The 18,871-nt window shown below is 52.6% G+C and carries 15 protein-coding genes; 7 read left to right on the forward strand and 8 right to left on the reverse strand.

All coding sequences use genetic code 11. From position 1 onward, the window contains the following. Positions 1–995: 995 nt before the first annotated feature. The 4 genes from bioD to bioB are packed head-to-tail and all read right to left on the reverse strand — an operon-like array spanning position 996 to position 4,645. Entirely contained in the window at positions 996–1,676 is a 681-nt protein-coding gene (gene bioD, locus CLR69_RS08045; protein WP_129713211.1) for a dethiobiotin synthase, read from the reverse strand. Next, positions 1,669–2,430 carry a malonyl-ACP O-methyltransferase BioC gene (gene bioC, locus CLR69_RS08050; protein ID WP_129713212.1) on the reverse strand — a complete coding sequence of 254 codons (762 nt, stop codon included), beginning with the start codon at positions 2,428–2,430 and terminating at the stop codon, positions 1,669–1,671. The genes bioD and bioC overlap by 8 nt, the downstream gene beginning before the upstream one ends. Beyond that, positions 2,411–3,568 carry an 8-amino-7-oxononanoate synthase gene (gene bioF / locus CLR69_RS08055; RefSeq protein ID WP_129713213.1) on the reverse strand — a complete coding sequence of 386 codons (1,158 nt, stop codon included), beginning with the start codon at positions 3,566–3,568 and terminating at the stop codon, positions 2,411–2,413. Before bioF ends, bioC begins: the two co-directional genes overlap by 20 nt. Before the next feature lie 39 nt (positions 3,569–3,607). Next, positions 3,608–4,645: a biotin synthase BioB gene (bioB, locus tag CLR69_RS08060; protein ID WP_129704116.1), complete on the reverse strand. Its 1,038-nt coding sequence runs from the start codon at positions 4,643–4,645 to the stop codon at positions 3,608–3,610. Between the two features lie 95 nt (positions 4,646–4,740). Here bioB and bioA point away from each other — a divergent pair, with 95 nt between their 5' ends. From bioA to CLR69_RS08090, 6 genes are all read left to right on the forward strand, one after another. Continuing rightward, the gene (gene bioA / locus CLR69_RS08065) at positions 4,741–6,045 is read left to right on the forward strand and encodes an adenosylmethionine--8-amino-7-oxononanoate transaminase (protein WP_129713214.1); all 1,305 of its coding nucleotides are present in this window, start codon (positions 4,741–4,743) and stop codon (positions 6,043–6,045) included. Positions 6,046–6,321: 276 nt separating this feature from the next. Further along, entirely contained in the window at positions 6,322–7,116 is a 795-nt protein-coding gene (locus CLR69_RS08070; RefSeq protein WP_129713215.1) for a GH12 family glycosyl hydrolase domain-containing protein, read from the forward strand. Between the two features lie 209 nt (positions 7,117–7,325). After that, positions 7,326–7,733 (forward strand): CidA/LrgA family protein, encoded by a 408-nt coding sequence (locus CLR69_RS08075; protein ID WP_129713216.1) that lies wholly within the window; start codon positions 7,326–7,328, stop codon positions 7,731–7,733. Further along, positions 7,733–8,428 (forward strand): CidB/LrgB family autolysis modulator, encoded by a 696-nt coding sequence (locus tag CLR69_RS08080; protein ID WP_129713217.1) that lies wholly within the window; start codon positions 7,733–7,735, stop codon positions 8,426–8,428. Before CLR69_RS08075 ends, CLR69_RS08080 begins: the two co-directional genes overlap by 1 nt. A gap of 173 nt (positions 8,429–8,601) precedes the next feature. Further along, positions 8,602–9,492, forward strand: coding sequence for a cytidine deaminase (gene cdd / locus CLR69_RS08085; protein ID WP_129713218.1), 891 nt, complete (start codon positions 8,602–8,604; stop codon positions 9,490–9,492). Between the two features lie 209 nt (positions 9,493–9,701). Further along, a complete protein-coding gene (locus CLR69_RS08090) occupies positions 9,702–11,399 on the forward strand; it encodes an NAD-dependent malic enzyme (RefSeq protein ID WP_129704106.1) in 1,698 nt (565 codons plus the stop codon). A gap of 54 nt (positions 11,400–11,453) precedes the next feature. Here the strand turns inward: CLR69_RS08090 and gsiD are convergent, their stop codons facing one another. The 4 genes from gsiD to CLR69_RS08110 form a co-directional block, all read right to left on the reverse strand. Beyond that, the gene (gene gsiD, locus CLR69_RS08095; RefSeq protein WP_129704104.1) at positions 11,454–12,359 is read right to left on the reverse strand and encodes a glutathione ABC transporter permease GsiD; all 906 of its coding nucleotides are present in this window, start codon (positions 12,357–12,359) and stop codon (positions 11,454–11,456) included. Positions 12,360–12,368: 9 nt separating this feature from the next. Then, positions 12,369–13,289 carry a glutathione ABC transporter permease GsiC gene (gsiC, locus tag CLR69_RS08100; protein WP_129704102.1) on the reverse strand — a complete coding sequence of 307 codons (921 nt, stop codon included), beginning with the start codon at positions 13,287–13,289 and terminating at the stop codon, positions 12,369–12,371. A gap of 108 nt (positions 13,290–13,397) precedes the next feature. Beyond that, positions 13,398–14,942, reverse strand: a complete 1,545-nt coding sequence (gene gsiB, locus CLR69_RS08105) for a glutathione ABC transporter substrate-binding protein GsiB (protein WP_197730537.1) — start codon at positions 14,940–14,942, stop codon at positions 13,398–13,400. Between the two features lie 25 nt (positions 14,943–14,967). Then, entirely contained in the window at positions 14,968–16,869 is a 1,902-nt protein-coding gene (locus tag CLR69_RS08110) for a dipeptide ABC transporter ATP-binding protein (protein WP_129713219.1), read from the reverse strand. 766 nt (positions 16,870–17,635) lie between these two features. On the opposite strand from CLR69_RS08110, the gene moeA reads away from it, so the two are divergent. Further along, positions 17,636–18,871: a molybdopterin molybdotransferase MoeA gene (moeA, locus tag CLR69_RS08115; protein ID WP_129713220.1), complete on the forward strand. Its 1,236-nt coding sequence runs from the start codon at positions 17,636–17,638 to the stop codon at positions 18,869–18,871.

The raw sequence follows: 18,871 nt of genomic DNA on the forward strand, positions 1-18,871 counted from the left end.
TAAGCACGCTACTTATCGTTATTGCTCATCGCTAAATACGATGTTCGTGGATGGACGCACAGAGGCAGGTACAAAGACACAGACTGACGATATCAGGCAAGGCATTGATGCCGTCAGAAGCACAACGATCACACTAACTGGGTGTGATATACGATGCTTTATTCTGAATGCCAATGATAAAATTCGCCACCATCATGATACTGGATATAAAAACAGCATCAAGAAAATTATCGCTAGATTGGATGATTAATCGACAAATGAATTTGCTAGCACATTCATATTCAATCTACCAGATAAAATCATCATGATTTATCCCCAGTTTTGATAAAAATGTAACATGCAGGGATGACCAGTGACGTTAATTTATGCAACTACGCATCGTTGATGTTCAAGGCGCTTGATTTTACTTAAGCATATGATAATAAATAGATTAGGAAAACCGTGGAGAATAGCGTCAACCCGGCGACAACCCGCGCCAGCTCTCGGTTAGAACGCGTTGTCTATCCATAATACACATAGTTATCCACAGAAATGGTGGATAACTCCCACAACCCCGCATCAGCACTGAGTTAGAGAAATAACCACTTCATTCGTGATTCCTCCTGATATGGATTTTCTTCACACTCTTTCTGTGATTTATCGCATAAGTATTAGACGGAAAAAGACTAAAAACAGCAGAGGACTAAAATGCCACAATTCAGTCATGGCGGGGAGTTAGAAGAAAATTCAAGAAGGTTTTATCTATCGATTTTTATAAAAAATTAAGATTTATCCGCATAAAAGAGATATGGGTAAAAACAACAAAAATCATTGCGATGAGTACACAAGCAATAGCTTACCAAAAACCCTCGTCGCCATAATAGCGGTAGTCGTCCCCCCTGTAGAGTGACCGCCATTTCATTCAGGCCTACAGACAGCACGACTCTCTTAATTTTATATCTGCTCAGCCACGCTTCTCAACCTTGCTCTGATTCGATAAGCCTTACTGACGTCAACTACTCCGCCAATAACCGAATATCAATATACTGCCCCAGATTATGCTGCTGAAGATCTGATACATGAGGGATTTCCCCCAGCATCGGCGCAGGCAGTCGCTGTTGCAGCGTTTGCAGATACGGCTGGTGCCACTTACCGGGAGGAATGATGTCATTAGCGATCCAACCGCCAAGACGCAAGCCAGCGTGCTGGATCGCATGGGCGGTGAGCATCGCGTGGTTGATGCACCCAAGCTTAACGCCAACCACCAAAATCACGGGAAGCTGTTCCTGTAGTACCCAGTCAGCAAACGTGGCCTGCTCCGACAGCGGTGTAAACCACCCGCCCGCACCTTCGACCAGCAGCCAATCAGCCTGGGTTTCAACTGCCCGCAGCCCTGCTGACAGGGTCGAGAAATGGATAGGCCGCTGCTCCACCGCGCTGATAATATGCGGTGAAGTAGGTTCCATAAACGCCAGTGGGTTAACCATCTGGTAATCCAGATGGACGCTGCTATTGGCCTGAAGCGCCAGCGCATCGCTGTTGCGAATTCCCTCTGTCGTCATCTCACAGCCGGATGCCACAGGCTTATAGCCCGCAGTACGGTATCCCGCCTGACGAGCGGCCTGAAGCAACGCCGTGCTGGCGACCGTTTTCCCGACCTCGGTATCCGTGCCCGTCACAAACCAGCGTTCAATCACGATAAATCACTCCATAAACCAGTTGGTAGCTGAGCGGGTAGCCGCCCTCTTCTTGTGGATAGCAGGCAGACAATGCTGCCAGACGTGCTCGGCTCAACAGCCCTGGCGTACGACCTTCATGTAGCCACGTCGCGCCGATTCCCTTCAGCGATTTCATCAGCGTCAACACATCGGGGAAAAAACACACTTCACGTTCCTGTATCAGATGATGACGATAAGGTTGGCAGGCCGCGTCGACAGCGGTGAGCGGCAGAAAGCGATTCGTCCGCTGCGTACCGTCCAGCCGTTGCCATGCCTGCGACAGCTCGCTTAAGGATCCATCCGCCAACGTCGCAAACGCAATAACGCCACCCGGCCGCGTGACCCGATACAGTTCTGCCAGTGCTCGTGGTAATGAATCACACCACTGCACCGCCAAATTGCTGTAGCTGATGTCCACACTGCTATCCGCCAACGGCAGATCTTCGATATCCCCTTCCAGATAACGATCTGCAACGTGCTGCTCACGGGCATACGCCAGCATTTCCACCGACAAATCCAGCGCAGTCACATTTTTACCAGCTTGACGCCAGTAACGGCTAAAGTGCCCTGTCCCGCAGCCCGCATCCAGCACCTGTAAACCACTACGTGCAGGCAGCAGCGTCAGCAGACGTTCTCCGCTGATACGTTGCAGTTCGGCAAAGCGATCATAGCCAGCCGCTGCGCGCCCAAAGGCCTGCGCAATCGCCTGCTTGTTATAGTTTTCTGTCAGCATGGTGCAATACCGTCAGCAAACGATTGATATCTTCCGGCTGATGTTCCGCCGTCAGCGTAATCCGCAGCCGCGCACTACCGGGCGGTACCGTCGGTGGCCGCATCGCACTGACCCACACGCCCTGTTCACGCAGATGGTTCATCAACGCCAACGCTCGTGCGTTCTCACCCACAATCAGCGGCTGAATCGCACTCTGCGAACTCATCAGTTGATATGGCGAGTTTGAAATACCCGCACGAAACAGCGCGATGTTACGTCGTAGCGCATCACGCCGCGCGTCGCCCTGTCGAACACAGTTAACGGCTGCGCTCAGCGCACAGGCCTGTGCCGCAGGCATCGACGTGCTATAAATCAAATGACGGGCGAATTGCAGGAAGTATTCGGCCAGCGGTTCGGCACATAGCACCGCGGCGCCGCTGACACCAAACGCCTTGCCGAATGTGACAATCAGCAGTTCCGGCTTGACGCCCTGCTGCCAGCAGCTCCCGCGCCCTTCATCACCCAGCACGCCAATCCCGTGCGCATCGTCCACCATCAGCCAGGCATCGTGCGCACTGCACTGTGCCTGCAATGCAGACAGCGGCGCGGTATCACCATCCATGCTGAAAACGCCTTCAGTCACCACCAGCGTCTGGCCATCTGTAGGTTTCTCCAGCAGCGCTTGCAGGCTATCTGCCTGATTGTGTTTAAAGCGCCGCAGCGTCGCCGGTGACTGTGCGGCGGCCTCCAGCAGTGAAGCATGGCTGAGTTTATCGGCCAAAATCCTATCTTCCGCCTGTGCCAGCGCGGCTATCACGGCTTGATTTGCGGCATAGCCGGAAATAAACAGCAACGCACGCGGATAGCCCAGCCAGTCTGCCAGTTGGTTTTCCAGCGCGGCATGGGCATCAGTATACCCCGTCACGTGCCCGGAACCCCCGCTGCCAATACCGTATTGCTCAGCGCCTTGCTGCCAGGCACGCACAATTTCGGGCTGATGACTCAGCCCCAGATAATCGTTGCTGGAAAAATTCAGGTAGCAGCGATCGCCCTGCATCAGCCAGCGTCCGCTACCGCCCTGATTACTCTGCCGCACGCGGTAGGCATCATCGCGCTGGCGCTGTACCAACGCGGCTTCAATACGTTCCTGCCAGCTCATGATTGCGCACGCCTCATCCTACAATTGGCGTACAGAGCGCTATACCGCAGCATTATAAAATTGCTCGCTATCAGCATTAATCAGTTGTTCTGCCAATCGCTGCTGCTGTTGGTTGTCCCCAAATTCGGTCCCCGTTTGCTGTGGATTCAGGCCCAGTTTGAGGAACAGCGCCAGATCCTTGTCTTCTTTCGGGTTCGGCGTCGTTAAGAGTTTGCAACCGTAGAAAATGGAGTTCGCACCAGCCATAAAGCACATCGCCTGCGTTTGTTCACTCATCTGCTCGCGTCCGGCGGACAGGCGCACATAGGAAGCAGGCATCATGATGCGCGCCACAGCAATGGTACGAATGAAGTCAAACGGATCAACGTCCTCATTCTCTGCCAGCGGCGTTCCCTTCACCTTGACCAGCATGTTAATCGGTACGCTTTCCGGCGGCGTTGGCAAGTTAGCCAGTTGCACCAGCAGCCCGGCACGGTCACGCACAGTTTCCCCCAACCCGACGATGCCGCCAGAACAGACTTTAATGCCCGCACCGCGCACTTTATCCAGCGTATCCAGACGCTCCTGATACGTACGGGTAGTAATAATGCTGCCGTAAAACTCTGGTGAGGTATCGAGGTTATGGTTATAGAAATCCAGTCCGGCTGACGCCAGACGCTCAGCCTGATCGTGGTGCAGTGTTCCCAGCGTCATGCAGGTTTCCATACCCATCGCTTTGACGCCTTGCACCATCTGTTCCAGATAAGGCATGTCACGCTCGTGCGGATTTTTCCACGCTGCGCCCATACAAAAGCGTGTCGATCCCGCGGCTTTCGCCTGACGGGCCGATTCCAATACCTGTTCGACCTGCATCAGGCGTTCGGTATCAATTCCGGTGCGGTAACGGGAACTCTGCGGGCAATATTTACAGTCTTCAGGGCAAGCACCGGTTTTGATAGAAAGTAATGTGCTTACCTGTACCTGGCGGGGATCAAAATGCTGGCGGTGGATCTGCTGCGCTTCAAACATCAGTTCCAGAAAAGGTTTATTAAATAAGTCTTGCGCTTGCTCAAGCGTCCAGTAAATGCGGTCAGCCATCTCGGCATCTCCAAACTAAAAACGTTTCGCCAGTGTAAATTAACCCGATATACTGTCAACCAAATAGAATTTAGTTTGGTTGACAAAAGATCATCATGAGCCCGGAAGACATCATTTTTGACCAGCGCCACATTTGGCATCCCTACACGTCGATGACCAAACCGCTACCCTGTTATCCGGTCACATCGGCCAGCGGTGTCGAGCTGCATCTGGATGACGGACGCCGCCTGATTGATGGAATGTCATCGTGGTGGGCGGCGATTCACGGCTACAACCATCCGGTGATAAATCAGGCGGTACAAACCCAGCTCAGCCAGATGTCACATGTGATGTTCGGTGGGATCACCCATCCGGCGGCGGTTGCGCTGTGTCGTAAGCTGGTAGAAATCACACCAGATGCGCTGGAATGCGTTTTTTTGGCAGACTCCGGTTCGGTGGCTGTCGAAGTAGCAATGAAAATGGCGCTGCAATATTGGCAAGCGCACGGTGAAACGCGCCAACGCTTCCTCACCCTGCGTCACGGTTATCACGGTGACACTTTTGGTGCGATGTCCGTATGTGACCCGCAAAATTCAATGCATAGCCTGTATCAGGGTTACCTGCCAACCCACCTGTTTGTCGATGCGCCTCCCTGCGCTTTTGCCAACGAAGACGGTTTTACCGACGAGTGGCAGGAAGCCGACATCAAACCGTTTCAGACGATGCTATCGACACACGTTCACGATATTGCTGCCGTGATTCTGGAGCCTATCGTACAGGGTGCCGGCGGGATGCGTTTTTATCATCCGGCTTACCTGCGCCGAATACGGGATCTGTGCGACCAACGGGGGATCTTGCTGATTGCGGATGAGATTGCGACCGGATTTGGCCGCACTGGCAAGCTGTTTGCCTGTGAGCATGCGGGAATTTCGCCAGATATTATGTGTCTGGGAAAAGCGCTTACTGGCGGCTACATGACACTCTCAGCCACACTGACCACCCGAACGGTGGCTGAAATTATCAGCAACGGTGCGGCAGGCTGTTTTATGCACGGCCCCACGTTTATGGGTAACTCGCTGGCCTGTGCGGCCGCCAATGCCAGCCTATCCTTACTGGCGGAGAACCGCTGGCAGCAGCAAGTGAAAAATATTGAGCGGCAGCTGCGAGCAGAGCTGCAACCCTGTGCAGATTCCCCGCTGGTAGCAGACGTCCGCGTATTGGGTGCAATCGGTGTGGTGGAAACACATCGTCCGGTCAATATGGCACGGTTACAGCGTTTCTTTGTCGAGCGCGGCGTCTGGATTCGACCGTTTGGTCGACTCATTTATCTGATGCCACCGTTTATCATTCAGCCCGATGAACTGCATAAGCTAACCGATGCCGTCTACGCGGCTATTCATAACGCACAGCTATTTGAATAACCGGTCGCCCAAGGCGCACACTTTTGTGCGCCTTAAAAAATATCGCTGACACCATCCATATTATGACTATTCATTACCGCTCTTATTATTATTTACATGAATAAGATTTTCATTCTACTCATGATTAATGCATTGAATTATTCTGACACTGGATGGAATAACCATAAAATGTTACGCACCCCACACTTTACATTCAACCAATCATAGACAGCTGATGAATACGTGTTAGATTTTAACGTGAAAGACCCCAAGCATATATTTAAAAGGAGATTTATTATGCTTACAGCGAATAAGAAGCCACAGCGTATTTTCCGTACGTTATTCCCCGTGTTATTTTCTGCCTTGTTACTCTCACCCCTAACCGTTTCTGCGGTCAGTTCATCCAAAGACGCAGACAAACTCTATTTTGAGAATAATAAATATTACGTATTCAATAACGTCTGGGGGAAAGATGAAGTAAAAGGATGGCAGCAAACGGTTTTCTATAATAGCCCTACCAGCATGGGGTGGAACTGGCACTGGCCAAGCAGCAGCTCCAGCGTTAAAGCTTATCCATCGCTGGTAAGCGGCTGGCACTGGACTGCGGGTTATACGGAAAATAGTGGGCTGCCGATAAAATTATCCAGTAATAAAAGTATTACCAGTAACGTCACTTATTCTATCAAATCTACCGGCACTTATAACGCGGCTTATGATGTGTGGTTCCACACTACCGATAAAGCCAGTTGGGATTCGACGCCTACCGACGAATTAATGATCTGGCTAAATAATACCAATGCAGGCCCAGCAGGGGATTATATTGAAACAGTATTCCTCGGTGGTAGCAGCTGGAACGTATTCAAAGGTTGGATAAATGCCGGTAATGGCAAAGGGTGGAATGTCTTTTCCTTTGTCCGTACCTCCAATACCAACAGTGCATCGCTCAATATTCGTCATTTCACCAACTATCTGGTTGGCACCAAAAAATGGATGAGTAATACAAAATATATCAGCAGCGTTGAGTTTGGTACCGAGATCTTTGGCGGTGATGGGCAGATTGATATCACCAAGTGGAGCGTAGACGTAAAATAACGGGTAGATATTCTTCCGGTTCACCCCCCAATCCACACTAACGCGGGGTTGAACCGAATTTATCTCATTTGCCTCTCGTTTCATTTTCAGTCTGGACGGGTATCGCTCATCCTTGAGGCCGTCTCACCTTCCCGAACAAGATTCGTGATCTGTGGCACGTAAATTCCATTAGCGTTATGATAATCGCCTGTGCTAATCAGGAATTTCCCATGCGTAATACGTTCATCGTTTGTTGGCAGTATTTACGCGCTTTCGCATTGATTTATCTCTGCCTGCTGGCAGGCAATGCGGTATCCGCGTTACTTCCGTTCACTATCCCCGGCAGTATCATCGGTATGCTGGTCTTGTTCACCCTCCTCGCCTCGCAGATCCTGCCCGCGAAATGGGTAAAACCTGGCTGTCACCTCCTTATTCGTCATATGGCGCTACTGTTCGTCCCCATCGGCGTCGGCGTTATGAATTATTACGATCTGGTCAGCCAGCAGTTTGGCCCCATCGTGGTTTCTTGTCTGATCAGTACCTTTGTTGTGATGTTGATTGTGGGTTTTAGTACCCAGATAATGCAGCGTGAACGCGCTATGGCTAGCGATCGCACGCCGCCGAAGGATAACGAATAATGTTCAGCTATTTGTGGTGGTCACTGCCTCTTACTCTGATCGTCTTTTTCGCTGCACGTAAGCTAGCCGTGTTAACCAAGATCTCCCTGTTGAACCCGCTGCTGGTGTCGATGGCGATTATTATTCCGCTGCTGCTGGTGTTGAAGATTCCTTACGAGCACTATTTTCAGGGCAGTAAGATACTTAACGACTTACTGCAACCGGCAGTAGTCGCGCTGGCGTTCCCGCTTTATGAACAACTGCACCAAATTCGCGCGCGCTGGAAGTCGATCATCAGCGTGTGCTTTATCGGTAGTCTGACAGCGATTATCTCCGGCACGCTGGTGGCACTGTGGATGGGTGCATCACCAGACATCGCCGCCTCGGTACTGCCAAAGTCTGTTACTACCCCTATTGCGATGGCCGTCGCCAGTTCTATTGGCGGTATTCCGGCGATCAGCGCTGTCTGCGTGATTTTTGTCGGTATTCTCGGTGCCGTATTAGGCCACACCCTGTTCAACCGAGTCGGAATCAAAACCAAAGCCGCACGTGGTTTGTCGATGGGCACCGCCTCGCACGCACTCGGCACAGCGCGCTGCGCAGAGATCGATTATCAGGAAGGGGCGTTTAGTTCACTGGCGCTAGTCATATGCGGGATCATCACATCGCTGATTGCTCCGTTAGTGTTTCCTATACTCTTGCACCTTGCTGGCTGAAGCCTGAGGGGACGATGCGTATCCCGCATCGCTCCCACTATAAAATTGAGATATGTCTCGCATTTAGCAGTTAATTTGCAGTCATTTCACTCAATAAAGAGATTTCAATCACAATTTATTGCTACTCTGCTACCTAACATGACGTCATTGACGGGTAAAGAGAGTAAGCCGACATGCATCCACGATTTGAAAACGCCTTCCAGCAATTATCTACCGGTCTGCAAGACGCGCTCGGCCCATTGATCGATAAACCGGATTTCGCCGCCATGCTAACCGCTGAAGAGGTGAAGGCGGTCAGCGAAGCCAGTCAGCTAGACACCGATGCGTTGGCCTTTGCGCTATTGCCTCTGGCTGCCGCCTGCGCACAAGCCTCTATCTCGAATTTTCAAGTCGGTGCGATTGCGCAAGGGCTCAGCGGCAATTTCTACTTTGGTGCCAATATGGAGTTTACCGCCGTTCAGCTTCAGCAAACGGTACATGCGGAACAAAGCGCCGTCAGCCATGCCTGGCTGCGAAATGAGCGTGGATTGCGGGCTGTGACCGTGAATTACACGCCATGTGGCCACTGTCGCCAATTTATGAACGAGCTGCGCAATGCCGCATCGCTGCGTATTCAGCTACCGGGTCGCCAGCCAGCCGTGCTCAGTCACTATCTGCCGGATGCCTTTGGCCCCGTCGATTTGCACATCGATACGCTGCTGATGGATGACATCAACCACGGTGCAACATTGCAGAATGTGAATGCGCTCACGCGTCAGGCGTTGGATGCCGCCAACCGTAGCCACGCGCCTTACAGCAAAGCCATCAGCGGCATTGCGCTGGAAACGGCGAGTGGCAACATCTATACCGGACGCTATGCAGAAAATGCTGCGTTCAACCCCAGCCTGCCACCTTTGCAAGCGGCGTTGAATCTGATGAACCTGGCAGGCGAGGATCCGAGTACCATTAAGTACGCCGCTGTCGTTGAACGCCGTAATGCGGCTGTCAGCCACTGGGCGATCTCACAAATTATGTTGGCTGAGTTGGGCTGTACTGACGTTGAACACCACTTTATTGAGGAATAACGGTAGAAATAAGCGCCAAATTTCAGCGATATGAGTACGAAAAAAGAGAGGTGAATCGATAAAGCCTGTATTTCAGTCAAGATGCAAGCCATCTGTAACTATTTAAATTAACATTTCCTGTACATATTCTCTGGGTAATTTAAGATCCTCAGCAGTTTTTCATCGACAACACCTGAGTTTCTTTTCTGTTACCCGAAGAGTAAAAAGTCATGGAATTAGAATACGAAAGCAAACGTCCTCTCTACATCCCCTATGCTGGTCCGATCTTGCTCGAATTTCCCCTGCTGAATAAAGGCAGCGCATTTACTGAAGAAGAACGCGCTGACTTTAACCTTGCAGGCCTGCTGCCAGAAGCCGTTGAAACTATCGAAGAACAGGCAGAACGCGCCTGGCGTCAGTATCAGGAATTCAAACACGATATCGAAAAACACGTTTACCTGCGCAACATTCAGGATACCAACGAGACGCTGTTCTACCGCCTGCTAGATGGTCACCTCAGTGAGATGATGCCAATCATCTACACTCCGACCGTTGGCGAGGCCTGTGAACACTTCTCCGATATCTATCGTCGTGCCCGTGGCCTGTTTATTTCCTACCCTAACCGCGCACATATCGACGATATGCTGCAAAACGCCACCAAACAAAACGTAAAAGTCATCGTTGTGACCGACGGTGAGCGTATTCTGGGTCTGGGTGACCAGGGTATCGGTGGTATGGGGATTCCTATCGGTAAGCTGTCGCTGTACACCGCCTGTGGCGGCATCAGCCCAGCCTACACCCTGCCTGTCGTTCTGGATGTGGGTACCAACAACCCGCAGCGTCTGAACGATCCGCTGTATATGGGCTGGCGCCACCCACGTATCACCGACGACGAATACTATGCATTCGTTGACGAATTCATTCAGGCCGTGAAGCGTCGCTGGCCGAACGTGCTGTTGCAGTTTGAAGACTTCGCACAGAAAAACGCCACACCACTGCTGAATCGCTATCGTGATGAAATCTGTAGCTTTAACGATGACATTCAGGGTACCGCCGCTGTCGCTATCGGCAGCCTGATTGCCGCTAGCCGTGCAGCAGGTACGCAGCTACGCGATCAGACCGTTACCTTCCTGGGTGCAGGCTCCGCAGGCTGTGGGATTGCTGAGCAAATCATCGCGCAGATGAAGTCAGAAGGGCTGAGTGAAGAAGAAGCGCGTGCACGCGTCTTCATGGTTGACCGTTTCGGTCTGCTAACAGACAAACTGCCAAATCTGCTCGATTTCCAGAGCAAGCTGGTGCAGAAAAGCGAGCTGCTGGCTGATTGGGATTGTAACAGCGATGCAATTTCACTGCTGGAAGTGGTACGCAATGCCAAGCCAACCATTCTGATCGGTGTATCCGGCCAGCCAGGTCTGTTCACGGAAGAAATCATCCGTGAAATGTACAAACACTGTGCTCGCCCGATCGTGATGCCATTATCTAACCCGACATCTCGCGTGGAAGCCCGTCCAGAAGATATCATTCGCTGGACAGAAGGCTCAGCGTTGGTCGCGACCGGTAGCCCGTTCTCTCCGGTTAACTATCAGGATAAAGTCTTCCCTATTGCGCAGTGCAACAACTCCTACATTTTCCCAGGTATCGGGCTAGGTGTATTGGCGTCGGGTGCCAAGCGTATCACTGATGGTATGTTGATGGCTGCCAGCCGTGCTCTGGCTGACTGCTCGCCGCTGGCGAATAACGGCGAAGGCGCTCTGCTGCCGGATCTGTCCGATATCCAGCAGGTGTCCAAGCGTATCGCACTGGAAGTGGGTAAAGCCGCGCAGTTGCAAGGTGTGGCCGTCGTAACCTCTGCCGATGCATTGCAAAAAGCGATTGACCATAACTTCTGGCAACCACAGTACCGTAGCTACAAACGTACCTCGTTCTAAGCACTGACGGTTTTACTGCTGAAAAGCGCGACACTCGTTGTCGCGCTTTTTTATTTAGCTTTTCACTTTCGGGTCGAGCGCATCGCGCAGACCGTCGCCTAATAAATTAAACGCCAGTACCGTCAGAAAGATCGCCAAACTGGGGAAGATCGCGACGTGCGGGGCAATCACCATATCCGATCGCGCTTCGTTGAGCATCGCCCCCCACTCCGGCATCGGCGGCTGTGCACCCAGCCCTAAAAATGACAGGCTGGCTGCGGTGATGATCGACATTCCAATCCGCATCGAGAAAAACACCACGATGGAAGATACCGAGCCAGGCAGAATATGCCGAAAGAGAATCGTCCAGTCGCTGGCACCAATGCTGCGAGCAGATTCAATATAGGTAAGCTGCTTTAGCACCAACGTATTTCCCCGCACCAGACGAGCGAAAGCCGGGATGCTAAAAATCGCGACAGCGACAACCACATTTGCCATGCCGCTGCCCATAATCGCCACAACGGCAATCGCCAGCAAAATGCCGGGAAAGGCAAACAGCACATCACATATGCGCATAATGATGCGGTCAGCCCACCCTTCGTAGTAGCCCGCCAGCAGACCCAAGGTCGTGCCGATAATCATCCCTACCAGTACCGAGAAAATGCCCGCCACCAGTGAAATACGCGTCCCCATCAGGATCCGGCTGAGAATATCACGCCCCAATGAATCCACTCCCAGCCAGTGTGCCGAAGAGGGGCCTTCATTAAGTCGTTCATAATCAAAATAGTTCTCGGCATCGTAGGGCATCAGATACGGTGCCAAAAAAGCGATGGCAACCAGCAGGAGCACAAACAGGCCAGCCGCTACCGCGACGCGCTGCCGAAGAAAGCGCCGCCAGAATTCACGCCACGGCGTGCGAACGGATTTATCCCTAATAACAGGGAGCGTCGTCAGCATAGCGTTACGTCGCCAGTGTCTCATTCCCTTTCCTTATTTATAACGAATGGCAGGATTAATCGCGGCATACAGCATGTCGACCAGCAAATTAATCAGAATAAACTCCAGCGAAAACAGTAATACTTCTGCCTGAATCACCGGATAATCGCGCATTTCCACTGCATCAACTAGTAACCGCCCGAGCCCCGGCCAGTTGAAAACCTTCTCCACGACGATGGATCCACCGAGCAAAAAGCCAAATTGCAGCCCCATCATGGTGACCACGGGAATTAGCGCATTGCGCAGCCCGTGTTTCACCACAACCAGCGATTCGCGCACGCCTTTTGCTCGTGCCGTACGCATATAATCTTCCTGCAAGACATCAACAAACGACGCACGAGTGAAACGTGCCATCACCGCCGCTACGGCCGCCCCCAACGTCAGTGAAGGCAAGATGTAGTGCAGCCAGGTATCCGCCCCCACCGTTGGTAACCAGCCTAACTCGACGGAAAAAATCTGCATTAGCAGCATGCCGAGCGCAAACGCAGGAAAAGAGAGACCGGATACCGCCAGCGTCATCCCGATCCTGTCCGGCCAGCCGTTACGCCACACCGCAGAGACAATGCCGATCGCCATGCCAAAAATCACCGCCCACGCCATGCTGCAAACCGTCAGCCAAAACGTTGGCATAAAGCGCATCGCGATCTCTTCCGTGACGGGTCGCTTCGACACCATCGACGTTCCCAAATCCCCTTGCAGAATATTGGTCAAGAAATGCCAGAACTGGTGCGGTAGCGGCTTATCCAAACCCAAATCCTGCCGTACCATTTCGATCACAGCAGCATCCGCCTCACGTCCAGCGGCTAAACGCGCCGGATCGCCGGGCAGCAGATGAACAAACAGAAACACCAGCACCATAACAATCAGGAGCGTGGGGATCAGCCCCAGTAACCGTTTAATAAAATAATTCAGCATGAACGGTTTTCCACATACATGTGTCAGGCTCTCCTAAAGTAGACGAGTGTTGACCACAGCGGGTAGCCTAACGGCCACCCGACTCCCTGGTCATTCTTTTGCGGTGAGTTATTCCGTCAGATCGGCATCCTCAAAACTAAACAACGTATCTGGCATGACGTAAAACCCAGTCAGTTTCTTGCTGTTAGCCGACACCAAACGCTCTGTTGCAAGGAAAATCCACGGTGCATCAGCCCAGATTTTATCCTGAGCATCCCTGTACAGTTTCTGCTTTTCCGCTCGATCCGTCGTTTTCAACGCATTAGCCAGATCCGCATCAACCTGCGGGTTGCTGTAAAACGCCGTGTTGAACTGTGCTGGTGGCCAAGAGGCTGTAGCGAACAGCGGCGATAGCGCCCAATCCGCCTCGCCCGTCGATGCCGACCATCCGGTGTAGAACAGGCGGACGCCGGTTTCTTTAACCCCCTTACCTTCCACTTCAGCAGCGCGTTGCCCCGCATCCATCGCAGTCACCTGTACTTTAACGCCAACCTGTGCCAGCTGTTGCTGCGTGAACTGCAAGACTTTTTGCGCCGTGCTGTGGTTATGTGACGACCAGAGCGTAGTGGTAAAGCCATCCGGGTAGCCCGCTTCTTTCAGCAGTTCGCGCGCTTTGGCCGGATCGTAAGGCCATGGATGATATTTTACCGAATAATCGATGCTGCTCGGCAGTGGCCCTTCGGCTGGCGTCGCATAGCCGGAGAACGCCACTTTAATCAGCGCGTCTTTATTAATCGCGTAGTTCAACGCCTGCCGAACTTTCGGATTATCAAACGGTTTCTGCGTGACATTCATGCTGATGTAACGATGCAGAATCGAGGGCGACGCCACCAGCGCCAGTTTGTCATTCTTCTCTAGCACCTTGGCCTGCTCAAACGGTATCGGATAAGCAAACTGCGCCTCCCCCGTTTGCAACAATGCTGCACGCGTATTGTTATCCACCACCGGACGCCAGGTAATGCTGTCCAGCTTAGGCAACCCCGCCTTCCAGTAACCGCTGAATTTCTCAACTTTGACAAAATCGGTTTGATTCCAGGCCACAAAGCGATACGGGCCGGTGCCTACCGGATGGAAACCAATCTCTTTACCGTACTGCCTTAATGCCGCTGGCGAGATCATCACCGCTGCCGGGTGCGCCAGATTGTTAACAAACGCCGAGAACGGCGTCTTCAGCGTAATTTTCACCGTAAGATCGTCCACCGTTTCGGTTTTGTCGATCATTTTAAACAGGTTATACCGCTTCAGACGATTGTCTGGATTGCTGGCGCGATCCAGATTCACTTTGACGGCAGCGGCGTTAAACGCCGATCCATCGTGAAATTTAACGCCGGGATGTAATTTGACGGTGTACGTCAGACCATCTGGGCTGACGTCATAGCTATCCGCCAGCACATTAATCAACTTCATGTCCTTATCGAAGCCAAATAGCCCCTGATAGAATGATTTCGCCACCGTCTGCGATAGCGAGTCGTTGGCATCATAGGGATCCAGGCTGGTAAACGTGGAACCCACGGCGATAACCGCATCTTTGGCTGCCCAGACGGGTGAAGCCACCATTGCAGCGGTTACCCCTGCGGCCACTAACCAGCGCCGCTGTATCGTCATTACGTTCATGCTATGTTCTCCTTATGAATCCCTGTCAATAAGCACCTGCAATCGGGTGGTACGCCACAAAGTGGCGCTCGCCAACCTGAACCAGAGGTGCCGTTGTCGGCTCATCGCCAATCGCCCGAATCGGGCTGGGTATTTCATCAACCAACAATACCTGCTCACGTTGGCGGCATGAGGGGTCAGCTATCGGTACGGCCGACATGAGCTTACGGGTGTAGGGGTGCCGAGGTCGTTCGAATACGTCTTGACGCGGGCCGATCTCGACAATCTGCCCCATGTACATCACCGCCACGCGATGACTGATGCGTTCGACTACCGCCATATCATGTGAAATAAACAAAAAGGCAATGCCGAACTCACGTTGTAGCTCCAGCATCAGATTGATGATTTGCGCCTGAATCGACACGTCCAGCGCAGATACCGCTTCATCCGCAATGACAACCTTGGGGTTCAGCGCCAGCGCTCTAGCAATGCAAATGCGCTGGCGCTGTCCGCCGGAAAACTCATGCGGATAGCGTCGAGCGTGTTCGGGTGCCAACCCTACGCGTGACAACAGCCATTCCACGCGTTTTTCCGCGTCCTGTCGGCGACAGATCTTGTGTACCAACAGCGGTTCCATAATCGAAAACCCAACCGTCAAGCGGGGATCTAATGAAGCGTAAGGATCCTGGAAAATTAGCTGAATATCACGTCGCAGATGCTGTAACGCCGCCCCTTTCAACTGATGGATACGCTGGCCATTAAAGGTAATCTCACCCTTCTGACTTTCAACCAGTTGGAGCAACGCGCGACCCGTGGTTGACTTACCACACCCTGATTCCCCCACCAGCGAGAGTGTTTCGCCCGGCCAGAGATCGAAGCTGACTTTTTCTACCGCGTGCACCTGTCGGGTTACGCGGTTCAGTAACCCGCTGCGAATCGGAAAGCGCGTCACCAGATTGCTGACTTGCAAGATCGGCGCGATATCCACAGGAACGGTGTCCTGCGGCACGTTGTCCGCAATGCGTGCCGTGTTTTTATCCAGCAGTGGAAATTTTGCCGGGAACGGTTGTCCGCGCATCGACCCTAACGCCGGTACCGCCGCCAAAAGCCCTTGGGTATACGGGTGCTGCGGCGCAGTAAAGATCTGCCCCACGCTTGCCGCTTCGATACTTTCTCCACGGTGCATCACCAATACACGCTCGGCGACTTCCGCCACCACCCCCATATCATGGGTGATGAAAATCACGGCCATGTCCATTTCACGCTGTAACACACGGATAAGTTGCAGAATTTGCGCCTGAATGGTGACATCCAGCGCGGTTGTCGGTTCATCGGCAATCAGCAGCGACGGCTTGCAGGAAAGTGCCATTGCAATCATGACTCGCTGGCGCATTCCGCCAGAGAGCTGATGGGGATAACGGTCCAGCACGTTGCGCGCTTCCGGTATTCTGACCAGATCCAGCATACGCAAAGTTTCCAAACGCGCAGCGCGTCTGTCCATCCTCTGATGTAAACGAATCGACTCGGCTATCTGTTCGCCGACGGGAAAAACCGGATTCAGAGACGTCATCGGTTCCTGGAAAATCATTGCCAGATCCGCACCACGCAACGTGCGCATCACCCGCTGACGGGCACCTCGAAGATCCAGTACCTGCCCATCACGGCGACGGAATAGCATGTCTCCTTGATGAATCACGCCGCCGGCATGTTCTACCAGACGCATCAGCGCCAATGACGTGACTGATTTTCCCGATCCCGACTCTCCGACGATAGCCAGTGTTTCGCCTCGATCGACAGAGAACGTTAAATTACGTACCGCGTCCGTCCGCAGTCCCTGCTGCTCGAAATAGACACTCAGGTTGCGCACCTCTACCACCCGTTTTTCAGGCAAAATCAGCCCCGGTACAGGGGAAGACAGCGAGGCATAATAATCCTGTGTGGGCAACATGAACGGCGAATCTCCATATAAATGCGGCTGGAATCAGCGCAGCGCGATCGGGACAAATTATCCGCGATTTTCGACTATATTTAGCGCAAGGTATGATGTAAAGCGGAAACTGAAATCAGCACAGTGGAAAATTCTTTTTATAACATTAAGTTAACTGTCAGATAGCCGCATCATAAGGTGTGATATCCCATGCAGATACACTCACATTTGCCCGAAGTAGTTCGATTTGTGGGAAAAAAGTGACGCTTTCGCACCCCATCCTTGCCGTTTGATGCCTGACGAGTCATGCGCTATACCCTAAATAATTCGAGTTTCAGGACAAAAACGGCAAGGCGTTTTTGAACAGTGCTTGCGCTGACCCCGAAGGGGTGAGGCCATAAGGCCGAATAACGCGGCAAGAGAAGGCATCCCGATGAGCTTACTCCGGTAAGTGATTCGGGTGACAAATCTGCCGGGAGCAGATTTGAACGCTGCTTGCAGCGGCCCTTCAGGGCGAGGCCCACGACGGGCCGAGTATTTGAACGCAGCCAACGCACATGCAACTTGAAGTATGACGGGTATAAAAGCCCTATTCATTGACCTGCGTACATTCACCCACGTTACGAACTCTGACATAATTAATACTGGCATAGGAAACCGGTTTTCGCCCGTGAGCGTCACATCTGCGGAACACGATTCTTATAGAAGTAATCAGTCGTATTGATAAAACAAGCTGTGTTAATGAAACACGTTGTATTTTGTATTGATGAAAAACGGTGGAGTGAAGATGGAAAGCGTTAATTCAGGTTTACTGACTCTGGAACAAGCTCTGGAAAATATGTTTTCTCAGGTTCCTTCCCTTACCGAAACAGAGCGCGTATCCCTGTTCGACGCAGCAGGACGGATCACCGCTGATGCCATCACCTCTCCGATTAACGTTCCCCCTTTTGCCAATTCCGCGATGGATGGCTACGCCGTACGCTGCGCCGATTTATCCGCTGCCACCACCTTGCCATTGGTTGGTAAAGCCTTCGCTGGCGCGCCCTTCACCGGCGAATGGCCTGCCGGAAGCTGCATTCGCATCATGACCGGTGCGCCTATTCCCGCAGGAACCGACGCCGTGATCATGCAGGAACAAGCTGAAGTCAGCGAGGACGGCATCCGTTTTCCCCATGAGGTAAAACCCGGCCAGAATATTCGCCTCGCGGGAGAAGATATTCAGGCTGGCGCCAGCGTGCTGCCCGCCGGTTGCAAGCTGGGTGTAGCCGAATTACCGTTGCTGGCTTCGCTGGGTATTGCGCAGATTGACGTGATACGCCGCCTGAAAGTCGCGGTGTTTTCAACCGGTGATGAACTGCAACCCGTTGGCGAGCCGCTGGAAGACGGTCAGATTTATGACACCAACCGTTTCGCCGTGCGTTTGATGCTGGAACAGTTGGGCTGCGATGTGCTCGATCTGGGGATTATCCGCGACGATCCGGCAGCCCTGCGCGCTGCGTTCCATGAGGCAGACCAGCTTGCCGATTTGGTGATCAGCAGCGGCGGCGTTTCCGTTGGCGAAGCCGATTACACCAAACAGATGTTGGATGAGCTGGGCGATATCCATTTCTGGAAGCTGGCGATCAAACCCGGCAAACCCTTCGCCTTCGGCAAATTACAACACGCCTGGTTCTGCGGCCTGCCGGGAAATCCGGTTTCCGCCGCGCTGACATTCTACCAACTGGTTCAGCCACTGCTGGCTCGCCTGTCTGGCTATACACAATGGCACCAGCCGCCGCGAGTACGCGTAAAAACCACCAGCGCACTGAAAAAGACGCCGGGTCGCACCGATTTCCAACGCGGTATTTTTAGCCGCAACGCGCAGGGTGAACTGGAAGTGAGAACCACAGGGCATCAGGGTTCGCACGTTTTCAGCTCTTTCAGCCTTGGTAACTGTTTCATCGTGCTTGAGCAGGATCGTGGCCACGTCGCCGCCGGTGAATGGGTAGAAATTGAACCCTTCAACGCCCTGCTGGGACACTGA

It is taken from the genome of Pectobacterium zantedeschiae (assembly GCF_004137795.1).
In the GTDB taxonomy this organism is placed as follows: domain Bacteria; phylum Pseudomonadota; class Gammaproteobacteria; order Enterobacterales; family Enterobacteriaceae; genus Pectobacterium; species Pectobacterium zantedeschiae.

Excerpts from the sequence above, each read along its gene's own strand:
- bioC (WP_129713212.1), bottom strand. The coding sequence starts at position 2,430 with ATGCTGACAGAAAACTATAACAAGCAGGCGATTGCGCAGGCCTTTGGG.
- bioF (WP_129713213.1), bottom strand. The coding sequence starts at position 3,568 with ATGAGCTGGCAGGAACGTATTGAAGCCGCGTTGGTACAGCGCCAGCGC.
- bioB (WP_129704116.1), bottom strand. The coding sequence starts at position 4,645 with ATGGCTGACCGCATTTACTGGACGCTTGAGCAAGCGCAAGACTTATTT.
- bioA (WP_129713214.1), top strand. The coding sequence starts at position 4,741 with ATGAGCCCGGAAGACATCATTTTTGACCAGCGCCACATTTGGCATCCC.
- CLR69_RS08070 (WP_129713215.1), top strand. The coding sequence starts at position 6,322 with ATGCTTACAGCGAATAAGAAGCCACAGCGTATTTTCCGTACGTTATTC.
- CLR69_RS08075 (WP_129713216.1), top strand. The coding sequence starts at position 7,326 with ATGCGTAATACGTTCATCGTTTGTTGGCAGTATTTACGCGCTTTCGCA.
- CLR69_RS08080 (WP_129713217.1), top strand. The coding sequence starts at position 7,733 with ATGTTCAGCTATTTGTGGTGGTCACTGCCTCTTACTCTGATCGTCTTT.
- cdd (WP_129713218.1), top strand. The coding sequence starts at position 8,602 with ATGCATCCACGATTTGAAAACGCCTTCCAGCAATTATCTACCGGTCTG.
- CLR69_RS08090 (WP_129704106.1), top strand. The coding sequence starts at position 9,702 with ATGGAATTAGAATACGAAAGCAAACGTCCTCTCTACATCCCCTATGCT.
- gsiD (WP_129704104.1), bottom strand. The coding sequence starts at position 12,359 with ATGAGACACTGGCGACGTAACGCTATGCTGACGACGCTCCCTGTTATT.
- gsiC (WP_129704102.1), bottom strand. The coding sequence starts at position 13,289 with ATGCTGAATTATTTTATTAAACGGTTACTGGGGCTGATCCCCACGCTC.
- gsiB (WP_197730537.1), bottom strand. The coding sequence starts at position 14,942 with ATGAACGTAATGACGATACAGCGGCGCTGGTTAGTGGCCGCAGGGGTA.
- CLR69_RS08110 (WP_129713219.1), bottom strand. The coding sequence starts at position 16,869 with ATGTTGCCCACACAGGATTATTATGCCTCGCTGTCTTCCCCTGTACCG.
- moeA (WP_129713220.1), top strand. The coding sequence starts at position 17,636 with ATGGAAAGCGTTAATTCAGGTTTACTGACTCTGGAACAAGCTCTGGAA.